The 21,384-nt window shown below is 46.1% G+C and carries 18 protein-coding genes and 2 tRNA genes; 9 read left to right on the top strand and 11 right to left on the bottom strand.

The window, feature by feature from the left end:
- Nucleotides 1–3,740, bottom strand: a 3,740-nt coding sequence (locus F3I09_RS16060) for a hypothetical protein (protein WP_149696046.1), incomplete at its 3' end; no start/stop codon positions are given.
- A 440-nt stretch (nt 3,741–4,180) separates the two neighbouring features.
- Between F3I09_RS16060 and rpmI the strand changes: the two genes are divergently transcribed.
- Together rpmI and rplT are read left to right on the top strand one after the other, a co-directional pair.
- The gene (gene rpmI / locus F3I09_RS16055) at nt 4,181–4,378 is read left to right on the top strand and encodes a 50S ribosomal protein L35 (protein WP_089788140.1); all 198 of its coding nucleotides are present in this window, start codon (nt 4,181–4,183) and stop codon (nt 4,376–4,378) included.
- A 51-nt stretch (nt 4,379–4,429) separates the two neighbouring features.
- Nucleotides 4,430–4,774: a 50S ribosomal protein L20 gene (gene rplT / locus F3I09_RS16050; protein ID WP_149696045.1), complete on the top strand. Its 345-nt coding sequence runs from the start codon at nt 4,430–4,432 to the stop codon at nt 4,772–4,774.
- 282 nt (nt 4,775–5,056) lie between these two features.
- Here rplT and ispE read toward each other — a convergent pair whose 3' ends face one another.
- The 4 genes from ispE to F3I09_RS16030 form a co-directional block, all read right to left on the bottom strand.
- Nucleotides 5,057–5,878: a 4-(cytidine 5'-diphospho)-2-C-methyl-D-erythritol kinase gene (gene ispE / locus F3I09_RS16045; RefSeq protein ID WP_149696044.1), complete on the bottom strand. Its 822-nt coding sequence runs from the start codon at nt 5,876–5,878 to the stop codon at nt 5,057–5,059.
- 64 nt (nt 5,879–5,942) lie between these two features.
- A complete protein-coding gene (locus F3I09_RS16040) occupies nt 5,943–6,545 on the bottom strand; it encodes a bifunctional nuclease family protein (RefSeq protein ID WP_106603870.1) in 603 nt (200 codons plus the stop codon).
- Nucleotides 6,546–6,649: 104 nt separating this feature from the next.
- On the bottom strand, nt 6,650–7,615 hold the full coding sequence (locus F3I09_RS16035; protein WP_149696043.1) for an electron transfer flavoprotein subunit alpha/FixB family protein: 966 nt from the start codon (nt 7,613–7,615) through the stop codon (nt 6,650–6,652).
- A gap of 70 nt (nt 7,616–7,685) precedes the next feature.
- On the bottom strand, nt 7,686–8,426 hold the full coding sequence (locus F3I09_RS16030; protein ID WP_149696042.1) for an electron transfer flavoprotein subunit beta/FixA family protein: 741 nt from the start codon (nt 8,424–8,426) through the stop codon (nt 7,686–7,688).
- A gap of 51 nt (nt 8,427–8,477) precedes the next feature.
- On the opposite strand from F3I09_RS16030, the gene F3I09_RS16025 reads away from it, so the two are divergent.
- On the top strand, nt 8,478–8,786 hold the full coding sequence (locus F3I09_RS16025) for a tetratricopeptide repeat protein (protein WP_149696041.1): 309 nt from the start codon (nt 8,478–8,480) through the stop codon (nt 8,784–8,786).
- A gap of 10 nt (nt 8,787–8,796) precedes the next feature.
- Nucleotides 8,797–10,134, top strand: a complete 1,338-nt coding sequence (gene tilS / locus F3I09_RS16020) for a tRNA lysidine(34) synthetase TilS (protein WP_149696040.1) — start codon at nt 8,797–8,799, stop codon at nt 10,132–10,134.
- Nucleotides 10,135–10,148: 14 nt separating this feature from the next.
- Here tilS and F3I09_RS16015 read toward each other — a convergent pair whose 3' ends face one another.
- The 4 genes from F3I09_RS16015 to F3I09_RS16000 all read right to left on the bottom strand — a co-directional run bounded on the left by F3I09_RS16015 (nt 10,149) and on the right by F3I09_RS16000 (nt 12,211).
- The gene (locus F3I09_RS16015) at nt 10,149–10,601 is read right to left on the bottom strand and encodes a response regulator (RefSeq protein WP_149696039.1); all 453 of its coding nucleotides are present in this window, start codon (nt 10,599–10,601) and stop codon (nt 10,149–10,151) included.
- A gap of 44 nt (nt 10,602–10,645) precedes the next feature.
- Nucleotides 10,646–10,993, bottom strand: coding sequence for an RsbRD N-terminal domain-containing protein (locus F3I09_RS16010; protein ID WP_149696038.1), 348 nt, complete (start codon nt 10,991–10,993; stop codon nt 10,646–10,648).
- 80 nt (nt 10,994–11,073) lie between these two features.
- The gene (locus F3I09_RS16005; RefSeq protein WP_223233257.1) at nt 11,074–11,691 is read right to left on the bottom strand and encodes a rhomboid family intramembrane serine protease; all 618 of its coding nucleotides are present in this window, start codon (nt 11,689–11,691) and stop codon (nt 11,074–11,076) included.
- Between the two features lie 46 nt (nt 11,692–11,737).
- Nucleotides 11,738–12,211, bottom strand: coding sequence for a 23S rRNA (pseudouridine(1915)-N(3))-methyltransferase RlmH (locus F3I09_RS16000; RefSeq protein WP_149696037.1), 474 nt, complete (start codon nt 12,209–12,211; stop codon nt 11,738–11,740).
- A gap of 144 nt (nt 12,212–12,355) precedes the next feature.
- Here F3I09_RS16000 and F3I09_RS15995 point away from each other — a divergent pair.
- The 5 genes from F3I09_RS15995 (at nt 12,356) to F3I09_RS34595 (ending at nt 15,129) form a co-directional block, all read left to right on the top strand.
- Nucleotides 12,356–12,429, top strand: a tRNA-Arg gene (locus tag F3I09_RS15995).
- Nucleotides 12,430–12,556: 127 nt separating this feature from the next.
- Nucleotides 12,557–13,021 carry a hypothetical protein gene (locus F3I09_RS15990; protein ID WP_149696036.1) on the top strand — a complete coding sequence of 155 codons (465 nt, stop codon included), beginning with the start codon at nt 12,557–12,559 and terminating at the stop codon, nt 13,019–13,021.
- A 171-nt stretch (nt 13,022–13,192) separates the two neighbouring features.
- A tRNA-Arg gene (locus F3I09_RS15985) sits at nt 13,193–13,266 on the top strand.
- 317 nt (nt 13,267–13,583) lie between these two features.
- On the top strand, nt 13,584–14,756 hold the full coding sequence (locus tag F3I09_RS15980) for a hypothetical protein (protein ID WP_149696035.1): 1,173 nt from the start codon (nt 13,584–13,586) through the stop codon (nt 14,754–14,756).
- 238 nt (nt 14,757–14,994) lie between these two features.
- Nucleotides 14,995–15,129: a hypothetical protein gene (locus F3I09_RS34595; protein ID WP_255479707.1), complete on the top strand. Its 135-nt coding sequence runs from the start codon at nt 14,995–14,997 to the stop codon at nt 15,127–15,129.
- Nucleotides 15,130–15,327: 198 nt separating this feature from the next.
- Here the strand turns inward: F3I09_RS34595 and F3I09_RS15975 are convergent, their stop codons facing one another.
- On the bottom strand, nt 15,328–19,599 hold the full coding sequence (locus F3I09_RS15975; RefSeq protein ID WP_149696034.1) for an FG-GAP-like repeat-containing protein: 4,272 nt from the start codon (nt 19,597–19,599) through the stop codon (nt 15,328–15,330).
- A gap of 83 nt (nt 19,600–19,682) precedes the next feature.
- On the bottom strand, nt 19,683–21,371 hold the full coding sequence (locus F3I09_RS15970) for an RluA family pseudouridine synthase (RefSeq protein ID WP_149696033.1): 1,689 nt from the start codon (nt 21,369–21,371) through the stop codon (nt 19,683–19,685).
- Nucleotides 21,372–21,384: the final 13 nt, after the last annotated feature.

Genomic DNA, 21,384 nt, shown 5'->3' with positions numbered 1-21,384 from the left:
GCGGTTGGGCTGTTCGTCTGACCAGCAGTGATAGTAGCAGTAGTACCGCCAGGCAGTGTCCATGTACCGGTCTGACCGGCAGCAGGCGTATTAGCAGCCATGGTGAAGGCTGGTGTGTTACACTTGGTCTGGTTAGGACCAGCAGTAGCAGTTGGCAGCGCGTCGTTTTTCAGCACTACGGCGTCAGAAACGGAGCAGGTACCATTTACTACAGTCCAGGTAGCTGTTACAGTTACACCAGCAGGTACATTAATTACCGCGGCAGGGTTGTTCGCCTGACCAGCAGTAATAGTAGCAGTAGTGCCACCAGGGAGTGTCCAGGTACCGGTACCTACTGCAGGCGTATTGGCTGCCATTGTGAAGGCAGTAGTGTTACATTTAGTCTGGTCTGGACCAGCTGTAGCAGTTGGCAGTACATCGTTTTTCAGTACTACTACGTCAGAAGTGGTACAGGCACCATTGGTGATGGTCCAAGTAGCTGTTACAGTTACACCGGCAGGTACATTAATTACCGCAGCAGGGTTGTTCGCCTGACCAGCAGTAATCGTAGCAGTAGTACCACCAGGGAGTGTCCAGGTACCAGTACCTACAGAAGCTGCATTAGCAGCCATGGTGAAGGCAGTAGTGTTACACTTGGTCTGGTCTGGACCGGCATTGGCAGCAGTTGGCGCCTGGTATACTGTTACGGTAGCGTTCGCACAGGTAGTGTTGGAGCATGCACCGGTAGTTTCAGCACGTACATAATAAGTAGTGGTAGCGCTTACTGCCACGGTAATGGTGGTGCCAGTACCGATAGAAGCGCCTGTTCCACAACCTCCGGCATACCATACCCATGTTCCGTTTGGTGTACCATCAGCTTTTGTTCCCAGGCTTCCACCCACAACAGTCAGCGTAGTAGTACCGGAAGTACAGATATTAGGCGAGCCTACTGTTATGCCCGTTGGAGCTACAGGAGGCGTTTCTACGCTCACAGAGAATGGAACGGTAGAATCACAACCTGCATTCAGGCTATTTTTGTAAGTCAGGTTGAAGTTATATACTCCACGCGCAACACCCACAGGATAGTTAACTACCACTGGCCATGCCGTAATAGGCTGGTTGGTTACAGGCACAAAACCTGGCAGGGCAGGAACGCCGGCAGTGATACTGTAAGTATCCGGGTTACCTTTTGTAGACAGGGTATCCAGTGAGAATGTACCGGATGTGTTACAGGTAACTATAGATGGATTCAGTACGATTACCGGACGGGGTGTTTTATGCAGTACAACAGTGTCCACGCTTGGAGTACAGTTCGCGGCATTGGTGATAGACCATGTCAGAACAATATCCTGCGGGTTCGCCAGAGACGTAACTGTTGTATTATATGCATGGATGTTTGCGATGGTAGCACTACCGGATACAAGTTTCCATGTACCGGTTTCCGCGTACGGACCGGTCAATGTTCCATCCGGCTGGCTGGCATTCATCGTAAAGACATTGCTAGCACAGAGAGTAGTATCACGACCAGCATCACTGAAGGTTGGATCGTACAGGAGGCTTACTTCAACAAAGTCGCTGCTGGAGCAGGAAGTGTTGGCAGTGGCTTTCACAGTCCATTTGAACCTTACAGTTATACCGCCTTTCTTCAGTGTTACCCTTGTTTTTGGAAGGGTAGGGAACTGAACGGTCGCATAATTTTTGAAGTCTGCAGCGGTAATATTAGGATCAGCACCTGGTCCCCACAGGGTATCTACAGTCCATGTACCGCTTTCGCCGGAATTCAGCAATGCAGCCATAGTAAAGTTACCGGTGGTGTTTATACTGGCACATGCCAGCTGATCAGGTCCGGCATTAGCAACCGGTACTGGCGTTACATTAACAATGAATGGAGCAGATTGCACCTTACAGACATTACCAGGATCTCTTACTATTACAGTAAAGACGCCCTCTGCTGGTGTGTTGATCTGTACCTGTGACAGGAAGGTCATTCCATCGTACTGAGGCAGCGGTGTAAGTACACCTCCCGCATCAGGACCCTGGTACCAGTTAATTACCTGTCCGGCCAGTGCGTCGTTGATACGGATATCAACAGAAGAACCGGCACAAATATTCTGTGAAGTTGAAATTACGTCTACGATAGGTTTATCAATAGAACTGATAAACGCAGTGTTTGAGTCCACGCACGTATGTCCGTCCGCATAATCCACATAACCATACACCATAATAGTGGTGTCACCGGTCACCTGGATGGTACGGGTAGAGCCTACATAACCAGGCAAGTCTCTCCAGGTGAACCTGTCGAAACCTCCGGATGCCTGTAATTCAACAAATGCCCCTGCGCAGACCTGGCTCTTCGTCAGGTACAGCGTTGGCATTGGTAATATCGTCAGCCGGACGTATTCCGAGGGCGAGGCACACGTGACGGCGTCACTCCCGGCTTCGTATATTCGGACTCGGAAACGGTAAGACGTAGGAACGGTCCTGGTGCCTTTCAGCTGTCCGGGACCGATCACGAGGTCTTTGGAGGTATTCGTACCAAAAGGTACGTTGATCCATGTGAGACCTTCGTCATCACTCATTTCCCATTGGTAGTTCGGATTTACGAAATAGTTGGAAGGAGTATAGGCGGAAGTAAGTGTAATCGGAGCGCCTTCGCAGACAACCTCCGCCAGGTTATCAGTTTTACCTTTAATGGAAGCAGTGATGGTTGGACTACAATATGCGAATTCGATATCATCGATCGCGATGTCGTTACCACAACCACCGGGCTTATTATTAATAATAAGTACTTTAACTGAGTCGATACTTGGAGGAACAGTAAAGGATCCTCCATATTTCTGCCAGCTGGACTGAGGAACACTCAGGTCCATTGACACGTTATAAGTGGGGAAGTTGGCCAGGATCTGGCTAGGGTTGGCAGCATTCACCACCTGGAAGGTTACCCCGGCATATCGATAACCGGATACGCAACCACCTTCAAAAACGCCGATAGGGTTGATGTTTATCAACCAGGCACTAAAATTATAAACGGATCCCTTACAGAGGCCGGTAACGGTCTTCTGATAAAATCTCCTCGGTTCGTAGGCAGAGTTGGCAACCAACATACCACCGCGGCTATTACCGGTGTGGTCGGTGTTGTATACCCAGTCGCCCTTGAGCTGTGTGTTGTTTGCTATCGAATAATAGTTATCCGCCAGATCTCCAGTACCCTGATAGTCGTAGGTTACTACGCCATTAATTGGGTAGGCCCGGCGAACGATGCCAGTACCTGGCATGGTTCCGAAATCTTCAAAGAAGCCCGGTTTGTCATTCGCTTCGTTGGAACCGCACGTACTAATAGTACAGTCCATCGCGACGATCTTCTTGGTCTGAGTGGAGGTCTTGGCGACACCATTATCCGTATAAGGCATGGTGATCGTCAGGGTATAGATACCTGGTACGAGAAACTGCAATGTCAGCGACTTGGTCTTCGTCAGTTTATCCGCCTTTGTTACCGCAGACGTATTCCCTGTATAGAGGACTTCATAGTCAGCTGCGCTGCCAGTTGGGCCGGCTATTGCCCACGAGGCCTGCTCCGTTACCTTATATCTATTGGAGGTAACGACCATTGCGTTGACGCTGAGGTACTTGGTCTGCCCCGCCGTACTACTGGCGGTTGAGATACAGACCGTATCCGGTGTGTTAACATATATGGTCTGTGCCTGCGTTATTCCGATAGCGCAGCACATCATCATATATAATAGGATTAGAATCTTTTTCATCAGTAGGTGTTTTGTGAAAAGAGTATCAGAAATGATGTGATTTAGACGTCACGCCAACTGACAGATTTACAATGTCTTACCGATCGATAGGATGTCCAATCCTGCACCGGAATGGCTTTTTGAGAAGTGTAAAGTGTTTCCATAGGCTTGATCATTTTTTTACTTGATATGGCTAAGAAATGAGACTATTTTAAAATTAAAATTATGACTAATATAGGAAATATAAAAAATGTGTATATATTCTAAAGCAATAAATAGAAGGATAATTGGAAATAAGAGGGTGGGGGGAATTTGATATTCAGTATCTTAACGGTGTGAAAAAAAAGTTTAATCAGGCGGTTAAAAGTTATCCACACCCTTGGGACGTTAATAATTATTTTATATTGGCCGTTTGTTGTTTAAAATATTTACCTACCTTTGCAGACCAAATTTGATGTAAGATGCCCAAAGTAAAGACTCATTCCCGGGCGAAGAAGACCTTCAAGGTGACCGGGAGCGGACAGATTAAGCGGTATAATGCCTTCAAAAGTCACCTGTTGACCAAGAAGTCTACCAAAAGAAAACGCCACCTGAGAGGTAGCAGCCTTGTTAGTTCAGCTAACCTGGACCTGGTAAAAAGAATGCTTGCTCTCAGATAATGAGATGTGGTGTTGTGTAATTAATTATTAACCTGATCAAAAAAGCACTATATGCCTCGTTCAGTAAATGCAGTTGCTTCCAGGGCCCGCAGGAAGAAAATATTAAAGCAGGCCAAAGGCTTTTACGGTAAAAGGAAAAATGTTTATACCGTAGCCAAGAACGTATTGGAGAAAGGTCTTACATATAGCTATGTAGGCCGTAAACTCAAGAAAAGAAACTACCGTCAGCTGTGGATCGCTCGTATCAACGCTGCTGCGAGAGCAGAAGGTCTGACTTACTCTGAGTTTATCCATAAATTGTCTGAAAAGAATATCGACCTGAACAGGAAGGTGTTGGCTGATCTGGCAATGAATGAACCAGAAACTTTCAAGAGCCTGATCGCTTCCGTTAAATAAGCGGATCGTAACTGTAAGATAAATACTTTGTAGCCGGTGTTGAATGCAATGCCGGCTATCTTGTTTTGAGAAAGATCCTTACAAATGCTGATCGCTTCTGTTAAATGAGCGGATCACGATTATAAGATAAATACTTTGTAGCCGGTGTTGAATGCAATGCCGGCTATCTTGTTTCTGGGAAAGATCCTCGCAAACGCTTATAGCTTCCGTAAAATAATTTTATCGCGACTAAAAGATAAATATTCAAACGTTGAGGGCTTCCGTTAAATGAGTGGATGACGATTATAAGATAAATACTTTGTAGCTGTGATCGAATGCAATGCTGGCTATTTTGTTTTTAGGAAAGATCCCAACAAACGCTGACCCGCTCCCGCTCATACTCGCATATACTGCTCCCTCCGCATATAATTTTTCTTTAATGGCTGCAAGCGCTGGATGTGCATCGAGCACTGGTGCTTCAAAATCGTTAGTGATTGTATGCTGCCATGTTTCCACCGGTTGCAGAATGTTTTCCTGTAATGATAATGCCGGCGCCTTTGGCGTAATACGGCTGAATGCCCAGCCTGTATTGATGTGAACACCTGGATATACTAATACAAAAGACCATCCGGAGAGGTCCAGTTCTATAGGCGTCATTATCTCTCCTCTGCCGGTAGCATAACAGGGTTTGTTCTGTATAAAGAAAGGACAATCGCTTCCCAGCTGAGCAGCATAGATCAATAGCTGTTCCTCCGTAATACCCAGCTGAAAACGGCTGTTCAGCAACTGTAGCATAAAGGCTGCGTCAGCAGATCCTCCGCCTAAGCCGGCTCCTATTGGAATATTCTTATGAAGGTGAATGTTCACCTCGGGCAGGGTAGGATAGTCCTGTTTTAGCAGGCGCCATGCCTTTAAACAAAGATTATCCGCACTATCACCGGGAACAGCAATACCGCTGGTTGCAAATTGCAGGGTACCGGGGCTGAGTACTTCCAGGGCGTCGGTCAGTGGCAGAGGATAAAATACTGTTTCCAGTTCATGGAAGCCGTCAGGCCGTTTGCTGACTACATGCAGGCCCAGGTTGATCTTACAATTCGGGAAGACGATCATGGTATAAAAAACCATAAACCATAGTACTACTATGGTTTATGGATCGTTTATTTTGTAATAGTAAATGCAAGGATGTTTATCAGCGGCTCTTACGGCTGTTGATCTCGTCGCGGATAGCGATGGCGCGGATGTAATCTTCCTGTTCCAGCACTTCCTGCAGCAACTGTGTAAGTTCATCCAGGTTCAGGACTTTGAGATCATCTTCCGCTCCTTTTTCATGTTCTGAGATGGTGGGAGTAACGGGCTTTACACCGCTTTTCTTACCTGCAGGATCATCGAGCAGGATACCTGCGCTGTTCAGGATATTTTCGTAAGTAAAGATCGGACAGCCAAAACGTACAGCCAGTGCGAGAGCATCGGAGGTACGTGAGTCTATCTCTATTGTTTCTTCATTACTATAACAGATCAATTTAGAATAAAAAATTCCTTCCTGCAGGTTACTGATCACCACTTCATGCAGCTCAATATTAAAAGCATTCATAAAGTTTTTCATCAGATCATGTGTTAGTGGTCGGCTGGGTTGCATTTTCTCTAATGCCACAGCGATAGCCTGTGCTTCAAACCCGCCAATTACAATAGGGAGGCGGCGCAAACCGTTCACCTCTCCTAATACCACGGCGTAAGAATGTGTTTGCGTAATGCTGTGCGATAAAGCAACTATTTCCAGTTCTATTTTTCTCATATCTGTCCTGCGTTGTCGCTGAATATTTTATAAGAACGTGAAGTTAGAAAAAATATTCCTTATCTAAAAAACAGATAATAAGTAAGCGCAAGTTAGTGGCTTACTTACTTCATTTGCTTAATGGCCGCGGTTAGTTTAGGAACTACCTCAAAGGCATCCCCTACAATGCCATAATCAGCTGCTTTAAAGAAAGGCGCTTCCGGGTCTTTATTGATGACCACGATCACTTTACTGCCGTTCACTCCTGCGAGGTGCTGTATAGCGCCTGAAATACCGATTGCGATATATAGATTGGGACGTACAGTTAACCCTGTTTGTCCTACGTGTTCATGATGCGGGCGCCAGCCGGTATCTGCTACTGGGCGGGAGCATGCTGTGGCTGCACCCAGTGATTTTGCCAGATCTTCCACCAGTCCCCAGTTCTCGGGTCCTTTAAGGCCCCGGCCGCCACTCACTACAATGTCTGCTTCTGTGAGCGGCACTTCACCGCTTACTGTTTCCACACTGCTTACCTTCACTTTGAAATCAGCATCGCTGATAGCAGGAGAGAAGGCTGTCACAGCTGCTTTTGCGGCTGTTGGCTCCAGCGCGAAGGTATTGGGCATAACAGCAATTACCTTCACTGCGGTATTGATATTAACGTTGGCAAATGCCTTGCCGGAGAATACGCTTTTCTTTACCACAAAGCCATTGCTGGTGTCCGGCAGTGAAACTGCTCCGGATACCAGGCCGGCTTTCAGGCGGGCGGCTACACGCGGCGCCACAGCCTTGCCATCGAAATTATGTGGGAATATCACCACCTGTGCAGCTTCCTGCGCTACAGCGTCGGCAATGATCTTTGTAAATACTGTTCCTTCCACTTCATTCAGCCGGGCATCTGCAACATGCAATACTTTCGTAGCGCCATAATTGCCTAATGCCTCCAGCTCTTCACTATCTGCTGTTCCCAGCACGAGTGCAGTGGCTGTAGTGCCCAGTTGTTGTGCTACTTTGGCACCATATTGTACTGCTTCGAATGCTACTTTTTTTATCTTGCCATGAGCCTGATCTGCGAATATTAAAACTGACATGTTCTGACGTAGAATTTAAATGCTTAAAAATGGAGCTTAAAATAGAGGGTCCTGCATATTTGTACAGTGATCAGATCACTTTTGCCTCATCATGCAGTAATTTCACCAGTTCATCCACGTTATCGGGGCTGATGAGCTTTACACCTGCTTTTGCCGGTGGCAGTTCAAAACCGGTAACGGTGGTCAGTGTATCTGCTGCAACAGGTTCTACCACTGCCAGCGGCTTGGTGCGGGCTGCCATGATACCACGCATGCCGGGAATACGTTGTTCCGCCATTCCTTTCTGGCAGGATACAACAGCAGGCAGTGTTACTTTCACAACCTCTTCCCCGCCTTCAATTTCACGGTTGAGGGTTGCTTCAGTGCCATTCAGTTCAAATTTTGCGGCGATAGATACATAGGGAAGATCCAGCAGTTCAGCTACCATACCTCCGATGGCTGCGCCATTGTAATCGATCGTTTCCTTGCCTGTAAAGATCAGGTCATAGGCCTGTTTGCGGGCATGTTCCGCTATCTGTGTAGCGATGTAGAAACTATCCTGGCTGTCTGTATTGATGCGGTATGCTTCGTCTCCGCCTAAAGCCAGCGCCTTGCGGATGATAGGCTCCGTATCGGGACCGCCTGCGGTTATCAGGTGTACGGTAGCCCCCAGGGTTTCCTTCAATTCCAAAGCGCGGACCAGGGCATACCACTCATCGTAGGGGTTAATGATGAACTGTACACCCGCTTCATTGAATTTCGTGTTGTTGTCTGTGAAAGCTATTTTTGCAGTCGTGTCCGGAGTTTTACTGATACAAACTAAAATCTTCATGGCCTAAACTGTTTTGTTTTTAAAAGCGGTATGAGCAAATATATTTAAATAATGGATAGAATAGCCAGGATAAAGGAATTTCTTAAAGACAGCCCAAATGACAGCTTTCTTAAGCATGCGCTGGCCCTTGAATATATCAAGATTGGCGATGACAGTGCCGCCAGGTCACTGTTTGAAGAGTTGCTGGCGCACGAACCAGGCTATGTAGGCTCCTATTATCACCTGGGCCGCCTGCTGGAACGGGCCGGTCTTCCGCAGGAAGCCATAGCCGTATTTGAAAAGGGCATGCAGATGGCCAAAGCTGCCAATGACAGGCATGCTTACAACGAATTACAGGCTGCATTGGATGATCTCATTTAACAACCAGTACATGGATTTACTGACAGGATTTACTGCATATATACAAAAGGAGCAACTGTTCACACACAACCACGCAATGCTGCTGGCCGTCAGTGGGGGAGTGGACTCCGTAGTGATGGCCCATCTTTTCAAGGCGGCGGGGTTTACATTCTCCATCGCCCATTGTAATTTTCAGCTGAGGGGGGAAGAATCCCTCCGGGATGAGGCCTTCGTGGAAGACCTGGCGGCCCGTCTGCAGGTACCCTTCTACAAGGTGCGTTTTGATACGATGGCGCATACGGCATCACATCGTGTATCCATCCAGGTGGCAGCCCGCCAGCTGCGCTATGAATGGCTGGAACGGACCATGGTGAAGACGAACTGCGATTACATCGTGACTGCCCACCATATGCAGGATAGCGCGGAGACGGTATTGATGAACCTTAGTAAAGGTACCGGGATCGCCGGTCTTCACGGCATTCTGCCTAAGCAGGCATACTTAGTGCGTCCCCTGTTGTTTGCGCAAAAAGCAGACATACGGACCTATGCCATCGAACACAATATTGCCTTCGTGGAAGACAGCTCCAATATCACAGTTAAATATACACGTAATTTTTTCAGACATAAGGTGATTCCCGTCATACAGGAAGCTTATCCTGGTGTGGTCAGTAATATTGCAGGCAGCATAGAGCGTTTCCGCGAAGCAGAGATATTATATGCACAGTCAGTCGAAAAGCATATCAAAAGGCTGGTAGAGCAGAAGGGGAACATGTACATGATACCCGTGCTGAAGCTGCAGAAGACAATCCCCATGCAAACGGTTGCCTGGGAGATATTCAGGCAATATGGCTGTACTCCTGCACAGCTGCCACAGGTGCTTGAACTGCTGGACAGCAGTTCCGGAAAACTGGTGGAGACAGGTTCGCACCGTATCATACGTGACAGGCAATGGTTGCTCATTACGCCGCTGGCGGAAGAAGAGGCTCCTGTCATTGTAATTGAAAAAGACCGTACTGCTGTGGCTATGGCGAGTGGTATACTCAAACTAAAGACCAGCGAAAGGAAAGAAACAAGCAACATCCCTGCAGCGGCCAATATCGCCTGCCTGGACAAACATTCGCTGCAATATCCCTTAATACTCAGGAAATGGAAACAGGGCGATTATTTCTACCCTTTGGGCATGCGGAAGAAAAAGAAGCTGAGCCGCTTTTTTATTGATCAGAAATTGTCACTTCCCCAGAAGGAGAACACCTGGGTGCTTGAGTCGGCGAAGCGGGTAGTATGGATAGTGGGATTGCGGATAGATGACAGGTTTAAGATAACCAATCAGACAAAAGAACTCCTGACGATAGAGTGGGAGGCCCTCTAAGTCAGGTCTCGCTTTTACTTGAAATTGTTTATAAGACTGTTAAATTCCGGGAAGGAATGTTTCTTCAGACAAAAATCATAAAAATGCTGTGCTGACAACAGGTACTCATCATATGTAAATGGTTTTACCATATAAGACAGCGCCCCGAGTTGTTTACACTGATGCATTTCTATGACGTTTAAAGAAGAAGAAAAGATGATCACCGGAATGTCCCTATAGGCATCCAGGCTTTTCAGCTCCCGCAATGTCTGAGTGCCGCTGAGTCGTGGCATATTCAGGTCAAGTACCACAAGAGAAGGCATAACGCCTGCCCTTGCATGCGTATCAGCAAGATATTCCAGTGCCTTTTCGCCATCTTCCACCAGGAGGGGCACCTCGGGGAGATTGATCGCATTAAAGGCATCCTGCATGATGAACCGGTCCTCCATGTCATCATCCGCTAGCAATATCTTCACAATATTCTCCATAACTGATAAATTCTTTCTTTAGATGAAAAACTAACCTTCAGGCTTTATTTTAACAACCAGACAGGATTATTTTTAATCGGCGAGTAAAGATCTTTCAGACTAAAGACAAATGTGCCGGTCTCCCTGAGGGAATAGCCGATTCCTGTCCTGGAAAGAGAAACAGATCCTTGTATCTTATACAGTAGTTCAGCGGATGCAACTTGCACATCCCTGAGGTTGTCATCATTTAAAGTCTGTAATAAAATATTTACGGGTTCTTCTGACTGTACTGGCAGCTCTTCGCTGGACATGAATTTTTCGCGTGGAGAAAAATCCACTAATTGATTCTTCATCCACAATCCGGGACGCTGCTTTTTTCTTTTCTGTATGATGTTAGCCGTGTCTAGCTCCATATGTGAGGCTTGTTTTGCAATGTTGGCACATATCGTCCATTCTACATCTGGCAAAAAACAAACCGGAAAAGATGAAGCTGTTACCTGTAACCGTGCATCAGCTGATCAAGAAAGATCAAACCGATCCTCGGTTCAAAGATCAGCGGGAAAAGGATGCCAAATACGGCGCCCCAGAGATGGGCATCGTGATTAATACCGGTAGGGCCACCGCGACGGGACATATAGATCGTATAGCCGAGATATACTATACCGTAGAGTATTGCAGGCATAGGAATGAAGAACACCAGGATTTTAGCCCAGGGCTGGAAAAGAATAGCGGCGAATACTACTGCAGAAACAGCTCCTGATGCGCCTATGGTTCTGTAACCAGAATCGTTCTTATGCTTGATATAAGTAGGAATATCCGAGAGTATCAGGGCGAGTACATAAAACAGCAGGTAATACCCCTTGCCTTTGAATATCAGGAGAAACATCTCTTCAATAAATCTACCGAAGAAAAAGAGGGTAAACATATTGAAGCCGAGATGCATAAAATCTGCATGTACGAATCCGGATGTAAGGAACCGGTAATACTGGTTCTTTTCTTTTACCATGTATGGCCACATGCTCAGGTCGTCCATCCGTTTTTCACTATTAAACGAAGTAACAGAAATGATGCATGTAATAATTATAATCGCTATGCTGATTGTCATGTCCATGCCAGTCGATTGATTTTATTGATGAGAATGTAATTATACTGATTTTTTACTGATGATGATATTTCTCTCTGTTCAGTATTGTATATGCCCTGTAAAGTTGTTCAGTCATGATAAGTCTGACCAGCTGATGCGGGAAGGTGAGGGGAGAAAGCGACAATTTAAGCTGTGCTCTTTCCAGTACGTTGGTATCCAGTCCGAAGGCGCCGCCGATCAGGAAAATAACCTGTCTGGTAGCCGCATTCGCCCTTTGTTGCAGGAAATCAGCCAGCTGCAGCGTTGTCTGCATTTTACCATATTCATCAAGGGCTACAAGATAATCCTGCGGCTGCAACATGTCCAGTATCATTTTCCCTTCCTGTTTTTTCAGTTCAGGAATGGAAAGGCTGGCAGCCTGTTTTACTGTGGGAATCAGTTTCAGCTCAAAGTCTACATAGTGCTGCAATCGCTTTTGAAAAACAGCGATGCCATCCTTTATATAAGGGTCATTTTCTTTTCCGATACTCCAGAGTTGTATTTTCACCTTCGGCTTTTTTTTACAGACGCCCGTCCATACAGCGGCTCGTAAATGTACGTAACCCGCCGCTTATGAATCAAACAAAAAAATATTTAAAATATTTGGCGATTACAAAAATATTGCTACCTTTGCAATCCCAATCACGGGAATGGCTTCGTAGCTCAACTGAATAGAGCATCTGACTACGGATCAGAAGGTTTCTGGTTTGAATCCAGACGAGGTCACTGAGGAGGATAATTACTAATATGTAATTATCCTCTTTTTTATTTAATTAAAATCCCTGTTGCTACTGCATTACAATGATTTTGTGACTCTAGCATGCTTTCGAAAACCATATTTATTTTTATCGTTATGGGACAATTAAGAATGGCATTGGGTATCTGTAAGCCCGTTCCCAAAACCGATCATTTCTCGCATGTACACGGCCACTTACAGATCGTGATCGACGAGAAGGTGGTACCTGCCATGGGCTATTTTGGAGAGGAAGATGTGTGCCTGAATGCCTGGTTCAATGTGCTGGGTACGATAGTCCGCAACTTCGAATCAGGAAAAGATACCGAATACACCTATGATGAGGGAGAGCAGGGGCAACCGGCCTTCCAATTTGTGCTGATCAAACCGAACGAGGTAGCCTTTTCCATTGTTGATTCGGCTATCTCAGAGGGCGGCGGCAGCAAAAAATGGCGCAACAAAACCTTTCCACTTTCTGATTTGAAAAAAGGTTATCAAAAAGTTGCCGAACAGTTTTTGAAAGAAGTGGCTGCCAAAGCGCCAGCACAGTTACCACACTGGAAGAAAATTATTGGGAATGTATAATACTTTAACAAAAAGACATCCATCCTGCATCGCGGGATGGAATTTATACCTGTCATTCATCCAGGTATTTGATGCATCTTTTCAATGTGTTTCATGCGATCCCGAATAGATTCAAAATCTTTTTGATCGTTTCAATTTTTTATCTACATTTGCAATCCCAATCACGGGAATGGCTCCGTAGCTCAACTGAATAGAGCATCTGACTACGGATCAGAAGGTTTCTGGTTTGAATCCAGACGGGGTCACATTTAGGTTCGTCGAAAGACGGACCTTTTTTATTAAAATACACGTCCCGCTTTTATTTGCTGCACTTTTCCGCATCAAATCAATTCAAACGGATACAAGTAAAATGGCGAACAATTCGGTGACCATTTCAGTGACCTATCTTTAATGGTCGTGTCTTTTAGTCCACTATAGCCCGTTCAAAGATGATATGAATATCGTAACCACCTGTTATTCAGTTTATACTGTAGCTTTCTCACTCCCATATCCGAACCTTTATTTTCTACTTTTGCATGCCAGGACGATGCAGCCAGTGGAAAATGCTTTTTAGTGAAAACATATGATGAACAAAGACAATTTTGAACTCAATGGTGATTGGTCGTACGAAATAGAGCTGCCAGCATTTGCCGGATTCCAGGAACGACGCGGCCCTTATGTATCCATCTCTTCTGAATTACCCACTAATGGAGTGGTGACAATTGAATTCGAGGACGACCTGACTGATAACCCCGACCCATACGTGGAACAATTGAATACGCTGGATTTTATTTTTAACAACCAGGAAAAGATCGCACACGTTATCACAGAAAAAATACTTCTGAATTTACGGGATATCAGACGCTTTAATGCTGAAAATAAAAAGAAGTTTCAGCACATAAAATATGATAACGTAAAATCTATAATGGGGATCGCTGCAATTAATATAAAGACGGCTTCCAAAGATTACTTCTCTTATTATGACATTGTTTGTGGTTGTGACTGGAGTAAAAGCGCTATAAACTTTTTATTTCATTGCGAACGGATCGTTTCTTTAAAATCAAATGGGATCTCCCGTTGGGATGCTTTAAAAGACAATGGATCGTATGAACGAATTTGGAATAAACCGCACGAGATCAAAACTCCGCAAAGATACACGGCTCCTCCTAAATACAATAAACTAAAGCCATCTCAGAAGTTTGAAAATGATTCTTATGAACTTAGGCTGATTACTCGTAAATTGAATGAAAAGTTTAAAAATGAGGTGGAAAGTGGAGCGATTGATATAAACGGCAAATACAAACTCGCTGATATCACCTTTCTTGAATTGACCTACTGGTATGGGAATAATGAACTTAGTGAATATTTACTAACAAAAAAAGCAACTATCAGGTATGCGCTACATGATTGTGTTGACTATGCCTACAGTGAGGAGGCGCTGGCCCTGCTTTTAAAACATGACGCCGACATCAACGCTTACGATAGGTTTGGAAAAACAATTATTTACAGACTTGTATCGGCTCTCCTGTACTGGCTTGACGACCAGTATAAAATTAATGAGAATACTGAATTTGAATTCTCCCATCAAGCCACGGAGATTTTTAAACAAAAAATTCACCATTTTATAAAATTAGGCGCCGACCCGTACATTAGAAATCATAATAGGATTAATTGTTTTGATGTTATACAATATGCTTCGCCAGACAGCCAAACACAGGTCATCAATTTTTTAGAGGATTGTTTAAAAGAAAAATAACAGCAGGAAAACCGCGCTGAGCCAAAAGTTGTATAAACTGGATGCTTCCGGTGGGGTGGGTAAAACCGATTTTGGTATAACGCTCAATGTAATGAGCGACGGGGTCTCGGTCTCCTGCAGGAGGTACCAGGGGAACGCTTATTAGCCTCTATGGCAGAAACTTTTGGTGAGCGGTCCTGATCAGCAGAATGCGTTGATGTTGGATGGCTGTTCAGTTATTGAGCAATGCATACACAGCATGGAGGTTAAGGGAACGATGTACCTGGAGGAACATTTATTACTTATTGTACTTGAAGGATCTGTTACCTTGACCTATGGTAAACAGGAATATCTGGTATCTAAAGGTGACAAGATAGAATTAGTAGTGGTTTAGATATTTAATTTCAGAAGAGCCTTCAACTCCAGTCCTAATTGGTTTGAAAACTGTCCAATCCGGTTCACGAAAAGGGCCTTAAACTGTACAGTTTAAGACCCTTTTTTAATTCTATAACTTTCTCTCCGGTAGCACAATCGACACGTCGCATTTTCGCATGGTATCTTACGCCACTCAACCATCACGAAGGAGGACCTGCTATATTTTAAGTATTAAGGTCGTCACATTTATTTTACGATTGCTGCTGTAAACCTTCAGGACATATACCCCGGCAGCGAGGCCGGATGTATTAAGCATATCGTCGCTGCGGAGATCTTTACGTGTTAACATCACCCTACCATTCATATCTAACAGTTCAACGCCAACTGTATATACGCCAGGGTAATTGAAAGTTACTTTTGCAAAGTCGTGGACTGGGTTTGGCGCTATCCGGAGATATTTTCCATTACCTCCCAGGTCAATGATAGCTGTGATCACATAGTTATACGCATTGGAAAAAGGGCTACTGCACCCGTTTTCACTTACCTGTACAAAATAATTGCCATTAGCCGTTGGTTTGTAGCTTTGTCCGTTGGCGCCTGCTATTTCACTGTAAAAATTACCATACCATTGATTGCCTGTGGCCGAGGAAGACACCAGCGTGCCATTAGCCACGTCCCGGGTGATGGACGGCTTGTCCGGAACAGGATGAACCTCCACCAGCAGAGCATCCGATGGTTCCGATGTAAGGGTAGCATTCGTGTAAGCACCCCCGTTGCGCACCATCAGCGAATCATTGTTGGCGCCAGGAATGGCTACCCCATTTTCATACCATTGATTGGAATAAGGTAGGGAAGACACCAATAGAACGCTGTCTCCCTTACAAAAAACGGTATCTCCGACAGCCTTTATCGAAGGACGTTGGCCCCCTCTGTTCGATAGCACCGAAAAACCTGATGGGCTGGCATAGCCGCTCGAAACAAGGTCCGTCTTCCCATCCCCGTCCATATCCGCTGCACTCAGGTCCAATGCCCAAATCCTTGAAGGATACCAGAGATCATCGGCAAAGGAGATATTCCCGGGAGTGCTGGTGTTCCTTGCAACCCCGACGATCGATTCATAGACAGTGCTTACGATCATATCCGGTTTTCCATCCCCGTCGATGTCCCCCGCCATACCGGTTTGAATGATCTTTGGAAGGGCGGTCTCCTTTATCTCGAATGAAATAGTATTGCCCGTACCTGTATTACGACAGGTAGTCCTAAAACCATAGTTGGCGCCATCCCCATTTGCGATCAATAGATCGAGCTTTTCATCGCCGTCCAGATCAGCAACGGAAACCCGGATGGGATCATGCTGATACTCCGGGGTGAAAAGAGGTACTCTTGTAAAGCTGGGCATCCCGACCGAACTGGTGTTTTCCAGAATGGAAAAAGGATGGCTTGAAAAAAAACTGCCGCTGTTTACCAAATCGATCTTACCGTCGTTATTAAAGTCGCCACAGGCGGCAATTGACCCTGGGAAAGGAAAATCCTGCTGGGGTAAAAAGGATGTTACCCCGATGCTGCTGTTGTTCAGCAGAATGCCGGAAGCGCCTTGTCCCTGAACAAGGATATCCGGCCGTCCGTCTCCATCCACATCCGCAACGGTCAGGGCAGAGGCATTGACCACCGTTTTGAATTTAATCTCATCTTCAAAACTGATCTGCCCGGGCGTACTCGTATTCCGCAGCACGCCGATATAACAAGTGTCATTCACAATATAGTCTACTGCAACAATATCCATCCGCCCATCCCCGTCTATATCCGCTGCGGTTGTAGGCCCCACAAAGCTGCCGCCGGCATAGGGAGACGTGATATGGTAATGCTGCTCCGGAGCAAAAGAAAGATCTCCGGGCGAGCTCGTATTTCTCTTGATCGAAACTGTACTGTTCATCGATTCTCCAGCTACATCCATTTTTCCATCTCCGTCAAAATCAGCCAGGCTGCTATTCCAGGATTGGTAGTCATCATCAAAATGCTTCACAGGCGCAAATGTATTGCTGTCGATGGCCACTATCTTACTATACAGCGGCGTAAAGAATCCCTTGGAAACAGCCTGAAGACCATTTCCAGTATTGATGACCGTTATCGGACCAAATTGGGCACACGAAGGGACAATCACCGTCAGAGAGTTGGCCGAAGCGGCACTAACCTGAGCCCTGTAAGCCCCAAAATAAACGATATTATTGGCCGCTGCGGTATTGAAATTCAAGCCCTGAACGACAACCGTTGTCCCTGCTAAACCGGAAACCGGGCTGAATGAACTGATCACAGGCGGAGGACCGGTTATAAATTTGAAACCGTTCAGACTGGCCGACCCTCCAATTGTCTTAACTGTAACCGCACCGGTTGAACCTGCGGCGACCACGGCTTTGATCGAGGTGGGTGACACCACTGTAAAAGAGCCAGCCGGCAAAGGCCCGAAAGAAACATTCATGGCAGTCGACAGGTTCGCACCCGTAATCATTACAGTATCTCCGTTCTTTGCTGAAGAAGGTGTGAACGACGAGATAACCGGTGGCGGGATGAAAACAAATCCTGCTTTTGTTCCGGTCCCATAGAGCGTCGACACTGAAACATCGCCCGTGGCGCCGCTATCTACGAGGGCCGTGATGCTGGTGGGTGACACGACAGTGAAGGATGCCGCCGGCCGGCCGCCAAAACTGACACCGGTGCAGCCAGTGAAATTATAGCCCGTAATAGCTATAGAAGCGCTCACAAAGCCTATATTGGGCGTGAATGAACTTACGATGGGTGGGCCGGCAAAGACAAAGTTGGCGGCACTATCCGCCCCCACACCGTTAGTAACCGTAATATGCCCCGATGCTCCTCCTCCCACGACGGCTGTAATGTTTGTGTCACTGTCCACAACAAACGAGGTGCAAGGCACTCCCCCGAAATCGACCTGAGACGTTCCGGTAAAATTCGATCCTTTGATCGTTACGGTTTGTCCCTGGGCGGCCGTGGCCGGCGAGAACGAGCTGATATGAGGATAGGAGATCCGGTTTCTAAAGATAGATACGCCGTTGGCAACCATATTGCTTGCTACGATATCGGGTAGATTGTCTCCGTCCATGTCTCCTACCTGAAGGGTACCAGGAGTATACACATAATAGAAGTAGGGGTTGACAAATGAGATCGTACCGCTGGTAGAATTGTTTTGGTAAAGATAAAGGCCTAATTGGGTGGCGCTGACCAGGTCCGGCTTCCCATCGCCGTTGAGATCTCCGATGCTAACGAACATTGTTGGAGAAGGCTGATAAAGATCGATAACCCCGTCCAGAGCAATGCTTCCGGAACTGCCCGTACTGCGGTACAGGTGAACCAAACTATTGGTATTGTCGGATACGGCGAGGTCATTTTTATCGTCTCCATCGAGATCGCCAATGGCAACATTGTTGGGCGCTCCGCTTACACTCACATTTTGCATGGTGGCAAACGACAGGCTACCCTGGCTACAGGTATTTCGAAGAATGGAAATGGTCTTACTCAATTCATTGGCCGTCACCAGATCGGGGCGGCCGTCTCCATCGAGGTCCCCGATCGATACGAATTTTGGGCCAACATTTGTCTGGACATCAATCGCAGATGCAAACGAGATCGACCCGGAAACACTGGTATTCCTTAAAAGCGAAACAGTACCGGCCAAATAGTTGCTGACAGCGACCTCCGGTTTCCCGTCACCATCCAGATCGCCAATGGCCACAGACCAGGGCGCATCACCTGTTGCAAATTCCACTCTGGCCGCGAATGAGATCGTACCCGGCGTACTGGTATTTCTATAAACAGACATCGTAGCACTTACGTTATTGGTCACGACCAGATCCGGTAACCCGTCTCCATCTATATCCGCCGCCGCTATACTGTTAGGTAAAGAGCCCGAAGGCGCAGCAAGATCAATTTTGTTGGCAAAAGACAGCACCCCGCCACTGCTTGTATTTCTACAAACAGTAATAAGAGATGTGGGTGAATTGGCATTATTTGAAGTGGCCAGGTCGGGGATGCCATCACCATCCAGATCTATAATCACTACCCCATTGGGATAGAGATTTGTGGTTACATCTGTTGCTGGTGCAAAAGAGCCGGGTGTAAACGGAGCATCTCCCCCCGCAAAAGTGGTCAAAAAAGGCCTGGGTGACCAGGCGGTTAAATGATTTGTGGTAACCGTGAATGGTTGATAAGTAGCGCCTGGAGGAACCGTTACCGTGAGCGAGGTGGATGTTGCTGACGTTACTGCAGTTTTGACCGCGCCGAAGTAAACAATGTTATCTCCCGCACTGGCGCTGAAATTACCACCTGTTATGGTGACAACTGTTCCTACCGGACCTGAGGAGGGTGAAAAAGAAGTAATAACAGGCGCCTGAGCCGATAATTGTAAAACACTTAAAATAGCAAAAGAGAAAAGGAGCAATTTTTTTTTTGCCTCGAGTGGACTAAGCAAAAGTATCATAGCTAAGGGTTAGGGTTTAAAACGGAACCAATATCCGTATGCTTACACAAGTTATAGCATCTTGTTTAAATTAGCAAGCCCATCTAAAACCCTACCTCCGCCTCAAATCTGACCTTCTCTTTCTTTTCGGGATGTATAAACTCGATATGCGCGGCATGAAGGTACATCCTTTCAGATGCCGTGCCATACAGATCGTCACCAACAATGGGTGCGTTAAGTCCTAATTCATGCGCCGAATGCATCCGCAACTGGTGAGTTCTTCCGGTAAGCGGCCAGAAATCAACCCTGGTCATCGATTCGTATCTCTTAACTACTTTCCACTTCGTGACGCTTTTCTTCCCGGATGTAAAACAAACCAGCTGCCTTGGCCGGTTAAACAAATCAGCGCTTAGTGGAAGATCGATTTCCCCTTCTGACTGATCAATCACTTTAGATAGAAGAGCCGTATAACGTTTGCTGACTGTACGTTTCAAAAATTGCCGCTGAATATGTTTGTGTGCCTCCTGCGTTTTGGCTACCACCAGCAATCCTGAAGTATCCATGTCCAGCCGGTGAACAATAAGCGGCTCGGTATCGCCCAATACATCTTTTAACCTGGTATAGACAGAATCCTGCACATTCACGCCTGGAACAGAACGTAATCCGGATGGTTTATTGACTACAACAAGACTCTCATCTTCATAAATTATTTCAAGCCTGCTGTCTTTTTTCGGGGCGTGTAAAAGCGGGTTTTCTTCTACGGGTATTCCTTCAAGCATATGTTCCAGAATGGGCTTGCATTTACCTGTACATGCCGGATAAAAATGCTTATGTTTTCTGATCTCAGATTTCGGTGCAGCACCCCACCAGAATTCACCCATGGCAATAGGTTGGTAGCCATTCGCAAATGCAAATTGCAATAGTTTGGGAATGGCACATTCACCAGCGGCTGAAGGTGGTTTGCCAAAAGGAGTGAGGCTGAAAATTTCGTGTAAACTCTTGCTTTTGCCGTCTTTATTCAAAAATACATATTGATCAAAAAGCTGTTGCTGCAAAGCGGCTGATTTTTCCTTACGTTCATTTTTTAAGGCTTCGATATTAGCCTCAAATTGAGCCAATCTTGTCCGCATTTCTTCCAGCAGCCGGTCCCACTTATCTGTAAGCGTTTTAAGCTGATGCTTATCGTACAGACTCTGTTTAACAAGTTGTGCTTCTGCAATGGCATACTCCTGGTGATCCAGGCTGCTTTTCAGCCGTTCACGAAGCTTCTTCCTGCTGTCTTTATTGCTCTTCAGTTGTGTCCTGAAAGCCGTAATTTCCTGCCGGGACTCGGCTGACAGCTTTTCAATGTCCTGACTTAGGCGCTGATAGCTTTCATCTGAGGATAACTCATTCACCTGAAGATTAATGCTGTTGATGATTCCCACCTTTTTGAGGAAAAAGCTGTTTTCAACCAGCATATCGAAGACAGGCGGCACAAATTTCGGATGATCATTCGAGCCTGCCAGTTTGCCCGAGAAAGCTGACAGATAGCCGAGCCTCCCTTCTGTACAACGTACTACCAAAACGCCAAACATTTTCCCGATGGCGGTTCCGTCCTGGTTGTCATCCAGTCCAAAGTTGTGCTCAAGGTCAGTTTGAGTTTCCAGGTAATGTTGCAGCTCCGCAGCTGCTATTTTTGTTAAAGGATGTGGCTCGTAATAAAATGGAAAGGTAAACCGTTCAGGTAATGTTATCTGTTTTATCGATTCCTCCAAAAAATAAGACACCTTACTTCCACTATTGTCTCCCAAGTGTTTTGCTTTA

The sequence above is a fragment of the Chitinophaga sp. CF418 genome, assembly GCF_900142925.1.
In the GTDB taxonomy this organism is placed as follows: domain Bacteria; phylum Bacteroidota; class Bacteroidia; order Chitinophagales; family Chitinophagaceae; genus Chitinophaga.
The sequence above is the reverse complement of the archived record's forward strand: the minus strand, read 5'-3'. Positions and strand labels throughout refer to the sequence as shown.

Excerpts from the sequence above, each read along its gene's own strand:
- F3I09_RS16035 (WP_149696043.1), bottom strand. The coding sequence starts at position 7,615 with ATGTCAGTTTTAATATTCGCAGATCAGGCTCATGGCAAGATAAAAAAA.
- tilS (WP_149696040.1), top strand. The coding sequence starts at position 8,797 with ATGGATTTACTGACAGGATTTACTGCATATATACAAAAGGAGCAACTG.
- rplT (WP_149696045.1), top strand. The coding sequence starts at position 4,430 with ATGCCTCGTTCAGTAAATGCAGTTGCTTCCAGGGCCCGCAGGAAGAAA.
- F3I09_RS15990 (WP_149696036.1), top strand. The coding sequence starts at position 12,557 with ATGGGACAATTAAGAATGGCATTGGGTATCTGTAAGCCCGTTCCCAAA.
- F3I09_RS34595 (WP_255479707.1), top strand. The coding sequence starts at position 14,995 with ATGGAGGTTAAGGGAACGATGTACCTGGAGGAACATTTATTACTTATT.
- F3I09_RS16010 (WP_149696038.1), bottom strand. The coding sequence starts at position 10,993 with ATGGAGCTAGACACGGCTAACATCATACAGAAAAGAAAAAAGCAGCGT.
- rpmI (WP_089788140.1), top strand. The coding sequence starts at position 4,181 with ATGCCCAAAGTAAAGACTCATTCCCGGGCGAAGAAGACCTTCAAGGTG.
- F3I09_RS16005 (WP_223233257.1), bottom strand. The coding sequence starts at position 11,691 with ATGGACATGACAATCAGCATAGCGATTATAATTATTACATGCATCATT.
- F3I09_RS16025 (WP_149696041.1), top strand. The coding sequence starts at position 8,478 with ATGGATAGAATAGCCAGGATAAAGGAATTTCTTAAAGACAGCCCAAAT.
- F3I09_RS15975 (WP_149696034.1), bottom strand. The coding sequence starts at position 19,599 with ATGATACTTTTGCTTAGTCCACTCGAGGCAAAAAAAAAATTGCTCCTT.
- F3I09_RS16040 (WP_106603870.1), bottom strand. The coding sequence starts at position 6,545 with ATGAGAAAAATAGAACTGGAAATAGTTGCTTTATCGCACAGCATTACG.
- F3I09_RS16015 (WP_149696039.1), bottom strand. The coding sequence starts at position 10,601 with ATGGAGAATATTGTGAAGATATTGCTAGCGGATGATGACATGGAGGAC.
- ispE (WP_149696044.1), bottom strand. The coding sequence starts at position 5,878 with ATGGTTTTTTATACCATGATCGTCTTCCCGAATTGTAAGATCAACCTG.
- F3I09_RS15980 (WP_149696035.1), top strand. The coding sequence starts at position 13,584 with ATGATGAACAAAGACAATTTTGAACTCAATGGTGATTGGTCGTACGAA.
- F3I09_RS16030 (WP_149696042.1), bottom strand. The coding sequence starts at position 8,426 with ATGAAGATTTTAGTTTGTATCAGTAAAACTCCGGACACGACTGCAAAA.